8 protein-coding genes are annotated in these 15,181 nt (G+C 51.7%); 4 read left to right on the top strand and 4 right to left on the bottom strand.

Features of this window, described 5'->3' with window-relative positions:
* Positions 1-202 precede the first annotated feature (202 nt).
* From SH449x_RS05940 to SH449x_RS05930, 3 genes are read right to left on the bottom strand one after another with little or no spacing between them, the layout of a single operon-like run.
* Positions 203-3,310, bottom strand: coding sequence for an efflux RND transporter permease subunit (locus tag SH449x_RS05940; protein WP_482380405.1), 3,108 nt, complete (start codon positions 3,308-3,310; stop codon positions 203-205).
* Positions 3,307-4,620, bottom strand: coding sequence for an efflux RND transporter periplasmic adaptor subunit (locus SH449x_RS05935; RefSeq protein ID WP_482380404.1), 1,314 nt, complete (start codon positions 4,618-4,620; stop codon positions 3,307-3,309). The genes SH449x_RS05940 and SH449x_RS05935 overlap by 4 nt, the downstream gene beginning before the upstream one ends.
* Entirely contained in the window at positions 4,617-6,239 is a 1,623-nt protein-coding gene (locus tag SH449x_RS05930; protein WP_482380403.1) for a phytoene desaturase family protein, read from the bottom strand. The genes SH449x_RS05935 and SH449x_RS05930 overlap by 4 nt, the downstream gene beginning before the upstream one ends.
* A 111-nt stretch (positions 6,240-6,350) precedes the next feature.
* On the opposite strand from SH449x_RS05930, the gene SH449x_RS05925 reads away from it, so the two are divergent.
* From SH449x_RS05925 to SH449x_RS05910, 4 genes are all read left to right on the top strand, one after another.
* Positions 6,351-6,854, top strand: coding sequence for a 6-pyruvoyl trahydropterin synthase family protein (locus SH449x_RS05925; RefSeq protein WP_482380402.1), 504 nt, complete (start codon positions 6,351-6,353; stop codon positions 6,852-6,854).
* A gap of 132 nt (positions 6,855-6,986) precedes the next feature.
* Positions 6,987-7,997 (top strand): flagellar motor switch protein FliG, encoded by a 1,011-nt coding sequence (gene fliG, locus SH449x_RS05920; RefSeq protein ID WP_482380401.1) that lies wholly within the window; start codon positions 6,987-6,989, stop codon positions 7,995-7,997.
* A gap of 43 nt (positions 7,998-8,040) precedes the next feature.
* Positions 8,041-12,156 carry a DUF1553 domain-containing protein gene (locus SH449x_RS05915; RefSeq protein WP_482380400.1) on the top strand — a complete coding sequence of 1,372 codons (4,116 nt, stop codon included), beginning with the start codon at positions 8,041-8,043 and terminating at the stop codon, positions 12,154-12,156.
* Between the two features lie 8 nt (positions 12,157-12,164).
* Positions 12,165-13,610: a DUF1501 domain-containing protein gene (locus tag SH449x_RS05910; protein WP_482380399.1), complete on the top strand. Its 1,446-nt coding sequence runs from the start codon at positions 12,165-12,167 to the stop codon at positions 13,608-13,610.
* Positions 13,611-13,718: 108 nt separating this feature from the next.
* Here SH449x_RS05910 and SH449x_RS05905 read toward each other — a convergent pair whose 3' ends face one another.
* Positions 13,719-15,173 (bottom strand): DUF1501 domain-containing protein, encoded by a 1,455-nt coding sequence (locus SH449x_RS05905; protein ID WP_482380398.1) that lies wholly within the window; start codon positions 15,171-15,173, stop codon positions 13,719-13,721.
* Positions 15,174-15,181: the final 8 nt, after the last annotated feature.

Below are 15,181 nucleotides of genomic sequence, written 5' to 3'. Positions count from 1 at the left end.
TATTCGCCCGATGAAAATTAGGTGCTAGGTGGGATTGTGCAAGCGATTAAGGCTGTTGGATACTCCGTAAGCAACCGCTTGTAGATGGGATTCTTGCTGAGTAGCTTCCTAAGTTGCCATTGGGATTTAAACTTTCTCAATACGCCAACCGAGTTGGGGCGACCTTTATCGGAACGACGATTAAAACCTGTCGTAAAAACTTCTATCGCGTTGGCTTGGCTCGGTACAGGCAGGCGTACAGAATGGGCAAAAGGATCATCGTGAGTATGGTACCAAAGGCCAGACCAAACATTATGGTCACTGCCATGGCAACCCAAAATACATCTTGGAGCAGGGGAACCACGCCCAGTACGGTTGTGCCCGCCGCCAAAAGAACTGGGCGCAACCGAGAAGTAGCCGCTTCAATAATTGCGTCATAGATGTCTCTTCCCGAATTCCTTTCGATATTGATCTGATCCAGCAATACAATAGCGTTCTTGATCATCATTCCCGCTAAGCTCATCGCTCCCAGCAATGCTAAAAAACCGAAAGGCTGACCGGTTATCAAAAGCCCCAGTGTGACGCCAATGAGGGCAAAGGGAATCAGCAGTGCGATGATTAGCGGAGGGCGAAACGAATTGAATAGGGCAACGATGGTGATGGCGACGATGATCGCTGCCGGTATGATTCCTGGTAAGAGAGATTGCTGGGCATCTCGCGAGCTTTCCCATTCTCCACCCCACTCAAACCGGTACCCACTGGGCAAGGGGACTGCTTCTAGTTTTGCCTGTATGTCATCTCGCAGGGCTGATGCGGGAACACCATCGGCGGTGCGCGCTTGAATCGTGATGGTTCGACGACGATCACGTCGCCAAATGATCGAGTCCTCCCACTGGACATTAACACCGTCAACAACCTGGGATAGCGGTACTGCATTCGAAGAGTAGGATGGGTGAACCTGGAGTAGCGGGATCGTACCAGCAAATTGCTCACGCTCCATTGGTGGGGACCGCATGAGAATAGGTAGCAACTTATCTCCTTCGCGATATTGTCCCATCGGAAATCCGTCATAAGCGCGGCGAGTGGCGCGGGCGATATTATCGCGAGAAATTCCAGACCAGCGCCCTCGTTCTTGATTGTAATCAACGACGACTTTCAGCTCGCGTTGCCGCCAGTTGTGTTGAGTTACCTTAGCGTGCGGACTGCTCCGAACGATATCGGACATTTGGTCGGCTATTCGCCTTAATTCAACTAAATCGGCCGTTCCAGGTCCACTGAGTCGCCCCTCTACCGTCCAAGTCTTGCTTGGGCCAAGACCGTATCGCCGCACGATAACTGTTGCTTCAGGGACATTTTGCTGAGCCCATTCATCGAACTCCGGAATCAATCGGTTGAGTCCCGCAAGATCCTTGACATTAACGATCAATTGAGCGTACGAGGCATATGGTTTTTCGGGCTCGACGGGCAAGTAAAATCGCGGTGGCCCCTGCCCGATGTATGAGCTGACGGACTCGACTGTTTCGTCGTTAAGCAGGTGGCGTTCGATCGATCTAAGATCTTCGGAGACGGCTTCTATCCGCGTTCCCTGCGGCGCCCAGTAGTCGACCATGATCTGAAGGCGAGCCGAATCGGGAAAAAAAGTACGGTCGATAAACCGAAAACCCCAGACAGCTAGGGCCAGCACAGCAGTCATACTGCCTAATATGAGCCAGCGATGTCTCAACGCTAACGCTAACAACCGCTTGAAGTGAAGGTAGAGGAAGCCATTGTGCTGCTCCTCGAAACTGGCGTTCGGATCGGTTCTGGGTAACAGCCAAACCGCCATCAGTGGCGTGATCGTGACGGACAAAACCCAGCTCAGCAAAAGCGAAGCAGCGACCACTTGAAATAGCGACGCACAATATTCACCGGCCGATTCGGTCGATGCATAAATTGGATAAAAAGCCATCACTGCGATTACAGTGGCTCCCAACAGTGGCATCGATGGCAGTGTGGCTGCTTCCACAGCAGCCTGGATCCTGTTCATGCCCTTCTGGATGCGCGAGAGAATCCCGTCGACCACGACGATTGCATTATCGACCATCATGCCCATGGCAATGATCAGTGCTCCCAACGACATCCGCTGTAGGTCGATGCCCCAGATTTGCATAACCAAGAATGACATCAGAATGACAAATACCAAACCGCAAAGCCCAACAACAATCGCTGTTCGCAATCCAATCGCCACCCATAGCACCACCAAGACAATGGCGACCGCCTGAAGCAAACTGACCATGAACTGGCGAATCGACTCGTCGACAAGTCTCGACTGCCAGGAAATACGATGTAGCTCGATACCGACCGGAAGCTCCTCGAATAATACTGCCAGCCGCCGATCGATGGCCGAGCCTAATTGGACGATATTGGCTCGAGGTGCATTGGATATGGCAACGCCAATTGCTGGACGACCGTTGTATCGCATCAACGCCTGCGGCGGATCGATGTAGCCGCGACGCACTTGGCCAATATCTCGCAGACGGATGAGCTCATCCGAACCGCTTGGTTGCGGTACCATTTCATGGATTGGTCCTGGAGTTGGTCCAAAGCCGCTGACCGCTAGGTCGCCAATGTCTTCCGGGGAGGCAAAGGTGCCGGTTTGCTCGATTCTTAGTCGTCCGTTCGTCAGCTCCACACCTCCGGATTGAACCACTAAATTCTGTCTGGCCAAAGTGTTCTGGAGTTGTTCTAGCGACATACCCAGTTGCGTAAGCTGGGTGGTCGGAACATCAACGTAAATGCACTGCCTCCTCACTCCCCAAAGCTCAACCCTCGCAACGCCAGAGATCAAGCTCATTTCTAGCTTGATCTCATCCACGTAGCGCTCCAGCTCTGCGTCGGTGAACCCCTCATCTCGCGTCACCGCTAAAAGAAATCCGAATACGTCGCCGAAATCGTCACCAATAATTGGTTCCTGTACCCCAGGAGGAAGACTGGGCGTCGCGTCTCGGATTTTTTTTCGGAGCTCGTCCCAAATCTGAGGTAACTCGGCAGACCGATACCTCGGCTGTACTTCCACTCGAATAATGGAAGAACCAGGACGGGAGATCGATTCGACAAACTTTAACTGCGGCATACTCTGGAGGGCGATCTCCAGTGGATTTGTTACTTCCAACTCGACTTCCTCAGCGCTCGCGCCGGGGTAGAGTGTGGCGATGGAAGCGCTCTTGACCGTAAACTCGGGATCCTCCAATTGGCCTAGCTGAAAGTAGGCGATTGATCCAGCCGCTAAAAGGATAATGGTGGCAAACCATGTAAGTTTGGTACGCTGTACTGCGAATGTGGCAATGCTCACGGCGACATTCCTTGTGTCGTTTGATCCAATATTCGCACCAAACGGCCTTCTTGTAGGTCAGTTGTACCAGCGGTGGCGATCCATTGACCAGAGTCCAATCCCTGAACAATACGCAAACCTCGAGAGGAAAGACTGCCAATGTCAACCTGGCGGGCTTCGGCTTTTCCCGTCCGTCCGTCGGTCGTGTTAATAACCCAAACAAAAGTGCTGCCATCGCGCTCGAATACAGCCGATTCAGGAATTTCTGGGCCGTTGCTTCGCTCCTTCGGCAAAACGATCTGACCGGTTGCTCCACCTGCCATTCCCGGCAATATTCTTACCGCCTCAGGTTGTTGCATACGAAGCCGGACTGGAAACGTACGCGTCGTTCTGGAAGCCTCGGTGCCTAACTCTCTGACTTCTGCTGGCAACCTTAGTTCGGGGTAAGCGTCAAAGCGGCAAGTAATATCAGTGATGTAAGGTACGACAGAGATCGAGCCTTCGGGCACGTTGATTACCATATCGATAACAGAGGAATCCAGCACTCGTACGACAGCTTGATTGGCCCGGACCTGTTCAAAATTCTCGACGTATCGACTGACCACAACACCGTCAAAAGGGGCTCGAAGGGTGGTGTCTGCAAGCTGGTTTTCTATGGAGTTTGTCGCCGCCTCCAGAGCTCGGATCTCCGCTTCTTGAGCGGCGATATCCTCAGCCCTCGCACCGACCATGCCAATCTGCAACTGCTCTCTCGCCCGCCGCAGATCCGTATCGGCGCGAATCTTGGCTTCAAAAAACTGATCATATTCGGACTGGCTAATCGTTTGTGATTGAATTAGACCCTCGGCCCGAACAAATTCGCTGGTGGCAGTCTGTAGCCGAACTTCGGCTTGTTCAACCATCGCTTTGAGTTGCTCGAGTTCCTCAGGTCTCGCCCCCGCACGCATTGCCTGTAGCCTCGCGCGGGCGGCATCGAGATTGGCTTGTGCGTTTCTTAGAGTTACCTGGAAATCGCGTGGATCAATCTGTGCAATGATTTGCCCTTTCTTGACCGGATCACCTACCAGCACCGCTAGGTCGACGATCGGCCCGGAAACACGAAACCCAAGATTGATTTCTTGGGCGGCTATGGCCCGACCTGGCAACCATCTGTCATTCATTAGATCCAGTGCATTTACCTGGATCGCTCGTACAGGCCGAACGGGCTCGGCCACTTCTGCCTGTTCACGACAGCCGCTGAACGAAACGCTGAGAACAACTGTCAAGCCAATAATCAAACGAAGCTTCATGTTAGAAATCACATACCTACAAGAAAGATTGGTCGAGCTCATTGGTTGATCCCAAGTTCTTCAAAGATCTTCTTCGCCGCATTGTGGCCAGGGATCCCGCTCACCGCCCCACCTCGCATCGCAGAGGAACCGCAAATGTAAACGCGATCCTGTTCGGTTTCAACTCCCCATGATCCGATTGCATGTCGATCGCTTGCGAAGAACCAAGAAAGCGAATTATGAAAGATGTTCCCCATATCCAAACCAACCTCGGTCTCTAAATCGAGTGCCGACTTCACCTCGATACAAGGATTGCCATGCGAGTCTTTAGCTAAGCAGTCTTCGAACGACTCGCCACAAAAATCGTTCAATCCATCGAGGTAGCTTTGCAGAAACTCGGCTCGAACGGCTTCATGGTTATCCTTCTCGAACAATCGATACGGGGCATCGAGCCCGAATAGGGTCATGGTATGAAAACCTCGTTGCTGAAGGTCGGCAGACAAGATCGTCGGATCGGTCAACGTATGGCAATAAATCTCGCACGGTGCAGGTTTAGGGACACGTCCACTCTTCGCGATTTCATACGATCCGATCATTTGCTGATAACCTTCGTTGATGTGCAAAGAGCCTGCGAATGCATCAGTAGATGACATTTCCTTGCACCGAAGCTTTGGTAGTCTTTGGAGCAGCATATTGACTTTGACCACCGAACCCTCGTCGGTTGTGGTAGGTTGCCAAGATTGGTTGAGAATACGGGCGGTTCGTTTCGGACTGGCGTTGAAGACGACGCGTGTTGCATCAAACGTGACTGTTTGCTGTGATGAGCCAGACGGTCCATATACTATCTGGACGGAGTGCGTGTCATTACCGAGCCCTACAGCAATCACCTCTGCATCGGTAACCACCGTTGCCCCACGCGCAAGAGCAGCCTTGGATAAGCCAGCAACGAGCCCTCCCATGCCCCCGATCGGAACTTGCCACTCCCCTGTCCCGCGACCAATAACATGGTACAGGAAGCAACGATTCTGAATCAGGGATTCATCATGAGGGTGAGTAAAGACCCCGATTTTTGCATCGGTCATGACCAAGCCGCGTACCAAGTCGTCATCTATGAAATGCTCGATCGCTTGGCCCAAGGGGCGTTCAACGAACCAATCCCATGCTTGCCGATCGGCATCAGATTGAAGTTGACCTAGAAAGGATTCGCGACTCTTAAGGGGCTGGGTCATCGTTGGCCATACCAATTTGGCAATCGAGGACTCGAGTTCTAACAGTTGCTGATATCGAGTCCAAGCGTTCTCGTTACCCGTCCAAGCAAGGAACGACTGCCGCGATAATTCTGGATCAACATTGGAGAGAAGCAGACCTGAAGGGGTGCCGTTCTGCTCAACATAGGGCGTAAACGATGCCGTCCGCCGTCGGCAAGTTTGAAAGTCGATCTTCAATTCCGAGAGAATTTCCGTTGGAAAAAGGGAAATCAGATAAGCGTACCTCGATACCAAAGCATCGTAGTCTGGGAATATTTTGGCAGAAACCGATGCGCCACCTAGGTGAGATTTTTGTTCTAGAACAATAACATCTAGTCCCGCCAGGGCCAAATAGTTGGCGGCCACTAAACCATTGTGCCCACCGCCGACGATTGCAACATCGTAATGGGGCTTAAACTTTACATTATCTTGCATCAAATCTCTCGTTGTCTGACCTCACCTTTGGGCAACCTTACCAGGTTGCTACACTATAACCGATTTTCGGCCTCCTTCTAATTTCCATTCATCCAAGTTTGCTATTTGCATATGACTAACGAGACCTACCGAGTTCTGCTTCAAAAAGAGCAACTCGTCTTTTCTTCTGCCCACTTCATCACGTTCGCGGGTGACATTTGTGAATGTTTGCATGGGCATAATTATGGCGTTCGAGGCGAGGTCCAGGGGGCACTAGACGAAAACCGTTACGTCATCGATTTTATCGCTTTTCGAGACAATTTAGCTAAAATCGTCAAACAGCTTGATCACCATATGCTTTTACCCCTTAAGCACAGCCTGATTTCCGTCGAGCCAGAGGGAGATGAAATCACGGTGCGTTTTAAGAATAAACGCTGGGTTTTTCCAGCCGAGGATTGCATGCTACTCCCCATTGTGAACACAACAGCGGAAGAAATAGCAGGCTGGATCGGCAAAGAACTGATGCGAGAGCTCTACCCCAGCATAGGCAACCGGCTCGAATGGCTGGAAATCGGAGTCGACGAAAACAACGGACAGTGGGGGTATTGCCGATTACCCTGGTCTGCCGATCTGTAACGGCTAATCCTGCGGCTTCAGAAAGTATCGTTTCCCAAACGCAAACAGTCGACGAAAAGAGCCGGACAGTTTCTTCCTGCACGACACGATTGTTGAGTGGGAGTAGATAAAATCGTGCAGTCGAGCCGCCAAATGCATACGAGTATGGTCGAAGAGGGGATTCACAAATCCGCCATCCTGCTCATGGCGCTTGAAGAGGACGATGCTGCAAAATTGCTGGCTCGATTGCCTCCCAAGTACGTTGAAGCGGTGTCGCTCGCCATCGCTCAGATCGACGATATTCCTGGACAAGTTCAGGAAGAGGTGATTCAGGAATTCTTTGGCGGACAGCCTAGCTCCCTTATCCATGCGTGTGGTGGTCTGGAAAAGGCTAAAGCCCTGGTTAGGAAAGCACTAGGAAAAGACGCAGCCGACATGTTGGCCATTTTGCAACAGACGATCGAGTCGTTGCCGTTTGGATTTCTTCAAAAAACGGATGCGCAGAATATTCTTTCGTTCATCATGGACGAGCATCCGCAAACGATCGCGGTCGTGATTTGCCACGTTCCACCCGCTACCGGTGCAGGTATCCTAAACGGATTGCCACAACAAAAACAACTCGCGGTCATCCAGAGAATTGCCAAGATGGGACAAACAAGTCCCGAGGCGATTACGGATATCGAGCGGGCTCTCGAGTTCCGAATGTCGATGGTGATGCATCAGTCGTTTCAGAAATCGGGTGGTGTGCCTGCCGTGGCAGAGATTCTCAACGTCACCGATCGCGCGACCGAACGTATGGTTTTCGAGAATCTGGCCAAGGACAGCCCAGAGCTCGTCGAGGAAATTCGAAGGCTTATGTTCGTGTTCGAAGACATTCAAAAGCTCGCGGACAAAGACATTCAGACCCTTCTCAAGAATGTCGAAACCAGCCAATGGGCTATGGCACTCAAGGGTGCAAGCCAAGCTTTGCAGGACAAGGTCATGAAGAATATGTCCCAGCGGGCTTCAGAAATTCTCAAGGAGGAGATTGGATTCCTGGGCCGAGTCAAACTCAGCGATGTCGAATCGGTTCAGCAAAAGATCGTGGATGTCGTTCGTTCACTAGAAGAATCTGGCCAATTAGCTCGCCCAGGAAACGACGGCGAGGAGGAATTTGTGGCATAATGGAGGGGAGCCCCCTGTCCTCCCCTTTTCGCGAATCATGCCTATGAGGAAACTCGAAAGCAATTCGCCCCTCCGCAAAATGCCGTGCCTTCCGCTTTTTAATCGATCGTTATTCGTACTTCTGACGCGCGTTCCTTATTCGATAGGGTTCGCTCTGACGTTAACTCTGGGGCTTGTATACGGAAACGATTCCCAACTTGAGTTTTTTGAATCGCGAATCAGGCCCATCTTGGTGGAACACTGCTACGCGTGCCACAACTCTCTCGGGCAATCGGATGGCGGTGTCGTTCTCGATTGGCGAGGTGGTCTACTCGCTGGCAGTGATGATGGTCCTATTGTCGAACCAGGTGAGCCGGCAACCAGCAAACTTCTTGCCGTCATCAAGCACGAGATCGAGGGGATGGAAATGCCCCAAGGAGGCGCTAAACTTTCCGCTACAGCGATTGCCGATATCGAAAAATGGATCCGAGATGGATTGATTGATCCTAGGCAATCACCACCAACCAAAGAAGAGTTCGAATCGCAGACTTCCTGGGATGCTACCTTTGCCCGTCGACTTGACTGGTGGAGCTTGCAACCCATTGCGCCGAAGCTTCTTTCTTCTCAAGCTTCATTGGAATCGGATACACGTGTACTTTCGAATCACTTGCCCAGCTTGATCGATTACTTCATCGATCAAAAATTGGCCGAAACACACATCCCGAAACAAAACCGCGCCAACAATCATCAATTGGTGCGAAGACTTTATCAACACCTTATCGGTTTACCGCCTTCTGAGTTAGAACTCAACGCTGCAGTTTCCGAAATCGATAAGGCAGGGAGCCTGGAACCGTTGGTGGACAGTTTGCTGGCTCGACCGGAGTTTGGCGAAAAGTGGGCAAGGCACTGGATGGATTGGCTTCGCTATGCAGATTCCCATGGTTCCGAAGGCGACCCAGCAATCGATAATGCGTGGTACTATCGCGACTATCTGATTCGCGCTCTTAATAACGACGTACCCTATGACCAAATGCTACGCGAACACATCGCAGGAGATTTGATCCCCGATCCGAGGGTGGACGCAGAGCTCGGCTTTAATGAGTCTTCGATTGCTATGTCGCATTGGCGCATGGTTTTTCATGGCTTTTTTCCAACCGATGCGCTCGATGAGAAAGTTAGGTTCCTTGATGATCAAATCAATGTCTTCTCCAAAGCGTTTCTCGGGCTGACAGTGTCTTGTGCACGATGTCATGATCATAAATTTGATCCCATTAGCCAAGAAGATTACTACGCACTGTATGCGGCCCTCAATCAATGCCGACCAGCACGAATCGTGATCGACACCTCCGAGCGACAAGAAATGAATGTTGAGAAGTTGCAGCTCTTGAAACGCGAGATTCGCGAGGGACTGTGCGATCTGTGGCTTGGTGACAAAGATCGTTTGGTGCAGCGGCTTCTAGATCCGATGGAGGAACCTAATAAGCGCAAACAGCCGTTGCTCCAAACGACTGGCGATTCTGACTCTATAGATCCGGACAGTATCCAACGAGCCTGGGACCTTAGCAAAGATGACGACACCTCAGATTGGATTGCAAGTGGAGTAGGACTCCCGTCGACTCACGATCGAAAGCCGATGGTTTCCTCTTCGGGTGAGTTTCGGATCGCAGTCGAAGGAGACTCAATACTAAGCGAGATTTTACCACGAGGGATTTACTCGGGACTCATTAGCGATAAACACTCTGCTCGCTTGACATCGATCGATATCAGAATTGAACCAGGGCAATATATTTGGGCATTAGTTCGAGGGGGAGGCGAAGCCACACTCCGAGCAGTTGTCCAAGATTACCCTCGCATGGGAGGTATCTATCCATTCTTAAAGCCCAGCAACCAATGGCGATGGGAACGACTTGATATGACTTACTGGGAGGGAGATTCCGCCCATTTTGAAATCGCGCATGCACTTGATACGGCCATGCCCGTAAGCGATCGCCAGCGTTCCTGGTTCGGTATCCGCGAGATTGCGCTGACAACAAGTACCTCGCCACCGCGAAGTAAGTTGGGAGGGACTAGGGGACTGACCGAGCTGCTACAAGTCGTGAAAGACTCGGACGATGCCACTAAGTTGGCAGACGAAATCTTGCAAGCCGTCATGGTATGGAAGAACGGCACGATCTCGGACGCGCAGGCGATCATGCTCGATGAACTCGTCACAGCCAACATTCTTCAGAACAAAGCCAGCGAACTAACGGGAAAGGAATCCCAACGGATTCTTCAGCTCCTTACAGAGTATCGCAGCCTCGAGGCTGCCATACCGGTACCAATCCGAGTCCCAACGATCGAAGAGGCACGCAAGCGAAAGCAGCAACTCTACGTAAGAGGGGACCACAAATCACCAGCGCAGGAGGTACCACCTAGATTTTTATCTGCTCTGAACGTGACCGACCCAGACAATGACTTCAATCGATTGCGGCTGGTGGATGAAATGCTGCGTCGAGAGAACCCGTTAACTCACCGCGTCATCGTGAATCGAATATGGCATTACTTGTTTGGCCGAGGGTTAGTTCCTACGCCTGATAACTTCGGACGCCTAGGCGAGCTACCCACTCACGCAGAGTTGCTCGATGCTCTCGTCATAGCGTTTCGGTCTCAGAATACTTCCCTCAAGTCCTTGATCAAACAATTAGTGCTGTCTGAAACATGGCAGGCTGATTCCGTACCGACCGCCGAAGCAGCAGCCCTGGATCCCGACAATCGGCTATGGTCCCACGCGATGGTAAGACGCTTAGATGCCGAAGGAATTCGCGATAGTCTGCTACGAGTTTCGGGCGAACTCAGTTTACAGCGATTCGGCCCCACCGTTTCAGGAGAATCCAATCGACGCGGGCTCTATGTCCGAGTGCAACGCAACAGTTTGGATCCATTCTTAAGAGCGTTTGATTTTCCTGAGCCGTTTGCTACCGTCGGTCGCAGGGACTCCACCAACGTGCCTGCTCAATCGCTCGCGTTGATGAACGACCCTCAGATCACCAAGCTTACCACGGCATGGGCCAAGCGACTACTAGAAAGCTCTGAGTATGCCGATCTCAGCACACGAGATCGCATAGCAAAGATGTTTGTTGCGGCCCTGGCCAGGAATCCAGAACCAATAGAACTCGATTTGATCCAACGATATCGAGACGAATCGCTACAAGATCTCGCATTGCAAGCGGCTAAAGCAATGGAAATTGTAGAGGCGAAATCGTTAGTCGAATCTAAAATTGCGTTTCTTGTAGGTGTGGCTCGCGACAAGATGTTGCAACAGAACAACGAAGACACGATCTCTGCACCACCGGTGCAGCCAATAGTTCGTTTTTCTTTTGATAGTGCGGCATTGCATTCGAACCGCCACGACGAGGAGGGGGCGGTCCGGCTCGATCTGCAAAACGGTGCACAGGTGATCGATGGGGCTCTGGTTGTTGATGGGAAAGGTTTCGCTATTTCACAGCCCTTGCCACCTTCTGCAATGCCGAGAACTCTTAGACAAAAGACCCTGGAAGCTTGGGTGCAACTCGATAGCTTTCAGCAACGGGGAGGAGGGGTGATAAGCGTACAAACAAGGGATGGGGCAGGCTTCGATGCGATTGTTTTTGGCGAGCAAACGCCAGGACATTGGATGGCGGGAAGCGAGTTCTTTGCTAGAACAAAGCCTTTTAATGGGTTCGTCGAATCGGATGCTAGCCAGCGGATGGTTCATTTAGCCGTCGTGTATGAAGAGGATAGCACCATACTTGCCTACCGTGACGGGAAACCTTACGGAAAGTCCTATCGAGCAGATGGGGTTCGTGCCTTTGAGCCGGGCGATACCATCCTTAGCTTGGGGGTCAGACATTTGCCCGCATCGAATGGTAAAATGCTAGTCGGTAAAATCTTTGAAGCGCGACTCTATGATCATGCTTTGAGCCCGGTTGAGGTTGAGTCATCGTATCAATCGTTTCATTATGGGTTCCAGCTTTCGACTGTGCCTCAGTGGCTCGATGAGGATCAGGTAACTGATTGGTTACGACTACAAGAGCAATCGCGAAACTTGACGATCCTCCTGCAATCTCTCCCCTTGGAATCGAGCGTCGATCCGGAGTTGCGAGTTTGGAGTGATATCGCCAGATCCTTTTTTATGATGAAGGAGTTCCTATTTATCAAATAGGAAGAAGCATGAACAACAGATTACCGAATGGATTTTGGTCGCGAAGGCAAGCACTCGAACGAGCATCCATGGGGTTCGGAGCAGCAGCATTGACGGCCCTGCTAGCCAGTGATGGAGCCGCTGCAGATCGTACCTTGCCCGGGGATGCTGCTTTGCCAAAGACGCATAGGCCCGCGAAGGCCAAGCATGTAATCTTCTGTTTCATGTCGGGCGGCGTTTCGGCCATTGATTCCTTTGATCCCAAGCCACTGCTGACGAGGGATCATGGAAAACCGATGCCTGTGAAGATCGAGCGAACCATGTTCAACAACAATGGTAACATCATGGGGAGTCCCTTTCGGTTCACTCCTGCTGGCCAGTGTGGCATGCCCATCAGCAGCATGTTCCCGGAAATCGCCAAAGTCGCGGACGAACTTGCGTTGATCCGCTCGATGACAGCACCTTTTAATGAGCACGCGCAAGCGAACTTCTTCATGCATACAGGATTCCCGATTATGGGCTACCCCAGCGCGGGAGCTTGGGCGGCTTATGGCCTCGGTTCGGAGAATGCAGATCTGCCAGCTTATGTTGTGTTGCAAAGCGGATCGGCAGTGGCACCGCACGGAGGCATTAGTCTGTTCAGCTCGGGCTTCCTACCCGCTCATCGTCAAGGATCGATCATTCAAGCGGATCAAGTCGAAGCGGTCCGTAACATCAAGCCCTCAAAAAATAGGGATGCACAGAGGAGGCAATTGGAACTGGTCAAACAACTCGATAAAAGATTACTCGCAAGCCAGTTTGATCCCCAGATCGAGGCAGCAGTACAGAATTATGAAACAGCTTTTCGTATGCAAACTGCCGTTCCTGATCTCTGCGATCTGTCAGGGGAATCCGCCAGTACGTTGGCTTTATACGGTGTCGACTCGACTGATGTTGAAAAGTCCGCTTATGCCAAACAATGCCTTATGGCGAGAAGGCTTGTCGAGTGCGGGGTGCGTTTCATCGAGCTAAGCTGCCTCACACGTGGTATTGGTGCCGGCAACGGACCTAATCCTTGGGATCAACATAGCGATCTAGAAAAGGGGCATGCTGCGATGGCAGCCCAAGTTGACCAGCCAATCAGCGCTCTGATTCAGGACCTGAAGCAACGAGGGTTGCTAGATGAGACACTCATTGTCTGGGCTGGTGAATTCGGACGAACACCGTTTTCGCAAGGAACACATGGTCGCGACCACAATCCCTACGGCTTTTCGGTTTGGTTTGCAGGTGGTGGAGTAAAAGGTGGTTCGATTTACGGTCAGACGGATGAGTTGGGCTACTATGCGATCGAGAATCGCTGCACAGTCTATGATATGTGGGCGACAGTGTTGCACCAGCTAGGGATCGATCACGAACGGCTGACGTACCGATACGGTGGACGAGATTTTCGATTGACCGACGTGCATGGTGAAGTGTTGCACGGCATACTAAGTTAAGGTCGTCGTTAAACCATCACGATAGGGATTTTTACGTGGGGATCCGCCTCGCAGCATGAAAGAATCCGAAGCAATCGGAAAATTACTCATCTACAGTTCGCTTTGTGCTTAGGCCAAGATCTCCTTGACGACATGGCCATGTACATCGGTGAGCCGATACCGGCGTCCTTGAAATTTGTAAGTCAATTGCTCGTGATCAATGCCTAACAAATGCATTAAGGTGGCTTGCATGTCGTGAATGTGGACCGGATTCTCGGCAACGTTATATCCAAGCTCATCGGTTGCTCCGTAAGTGATACCCGGTTTGATTCCGCCTCCAGCAAACCACATGCTAAAACATCGTGGGTGATGGTCCCTGCCGAAATTGGGTTGGATTTTTCCTTGGCAGTAATTCGTGCGGCCAAACTCACCACCCCAAATCACGAGCGTATCGTCTAGCAAACCGAGCCGCTTAAGGTCCTTAACCAAAGCCGCACTAGGTTGATCGGTCTCCCGGCACAAACCGGGCAGGCCACCTGGCAAACCGCCGTGATGATCCCAATCCTGGTGATAGAGCTGAATAAACCGAACCCCACGCTCCGCCAACCGACGAGCCATCAAGCAATTCGCAGCGAACGTACCAGGCGTCTTGACGTCGGGACCGTAGCTAGCGAGAACCTCCTCGGGCTCCGACGACAGGTCTGACACCTCCGGAATACTGGATTGCATCGAAAACGCCATTTCATACTGATCGATGCGGTTTTGAATGGAGAGTTCTCCTTGCTCGGCCATTTGTAACTCGTGTAGATCTCGAAGACGATCCAACATCATTCGCCGCCCGCTAGCATCGATCCCGGATGGATTGCTGAGGTAAAGCACTGGATCCTTGGCTGCACGCAAAAGAATACCTTGATGCTTGCTCGGCAGAAAACCGCTGCCCCATAAGTGTGCCCCCAGCGGCTGGCCCCCTTTGTCCTTGGTGACCATGACCACAAAAGCTGGCAAGTTCTGATTCTCCTGCCCAAGCCCGTAGCTCAGCCAAGATCCGATACTTGGTCGGCCCGCGATCTGCGTTCCCGTTTGGAAAAATGTTACCCCTGGTCCGTGATTGATGGCTTCGGTGTACATGGAATTGACCATGCACAGATCCTCTGCAATCGACGCAGTATGAGGCAGATGCTCACAGAACCAAGCCCCCGAGTTTTTGTTCTGTTCGAATTTGAAAGGGCTACCCACCAAAGGAATCGACGACTGGTTGCCAGACATTCCGGTAAGTCGCTGTCCACCCCGTACGGAATCGGGCAACTGTTGGCCGTGGAGCTCGTTGAGTTTGGGTTTGTAGTCGAACAAATCCAGATGGGATGGACCACCTGACATGAACAAATAGATGATCCGCTTCGCCTTGGGAGGATGGTGATAGCGAGATAGACTTCCGCCTTGGCTGTCTATCTGAAGATCGTCTGCCCGGCTATCTTGTTGCAGCATCGTACCTAACGCCAAAGAGCCGAGCCCCAATCCAGTATGGCCTAGAAACGAACGCCGAGAACGCCATTGGTTGGCACGTTTCAAATCTTGGTAATCCATGGCTAATG

Source organism: Brakhagea baltica (assembly GCF_052161605.1).
In the GTDB taxonomy this organism is placed as follows: domain Bacteria; phylum Planctomycetota; class Planctomycetia; order Pirellulales; family Pirellulaceae; genus JBKCUI01.
Note: the sequence above shows the minus strand (reverse complement) of the source record. Positions and strands in the feature narration are given on the sequence as shown.

Excerpts from the sequence above, each read along its gene's own strand:
- SH449x_RS05935 (WP_482380404.1), bottom strand. The coding sequence starts at position 4,620 with ATGAGCTCGACCAATCTTTCTTGTAGGTATGTGATTTCTAACATGAAG.
- SH449x_RS05930 (WP_482380403.1), bottom strand. The coding sequence starts at position 6,239 with ATGCAAGATAATGTAAAGTTTAAGCCCCATTACGATGTTGCAATCGTC.
- SH449x_RS05925 (WP_482380402.1), top strand. The coding sequence starts at position 6,351 with ATGACTAACGAGACCTACCGAGTTCTGCTTCAAAAAGAGCAACTCGTC.
- fliG (WP_482380401.1), top strand. The coding sequence starts at position 6,987 with ATGCATACGAGTATGGTCGAAGAGGGGATTCACAAATCCGCCATCCTG.
- SH449x_RS05915 (WP_482380400.1), top strand. The coding sequence starts at position 8,041 with ATGAGGAAACTCGAAAGCAATTCGCCCCTCCGCAAAATGCCGTGCCTT.
- SH449x_RS05910 (WP_482380399.1), top strand. The coding sequence starts at position 12,165 with ATGAACAACAGATTACCGAATGGATTTTGGTCGCGAAGGCAAGCACTC.
- SH449x_RS05905 (WP_482380398.1), bottom strand. The coding sequence starts at position 15,173 with ATGGATTACCAAGATTTGAAACGTGCCAACCAATGGCGTTCTCGGCGT.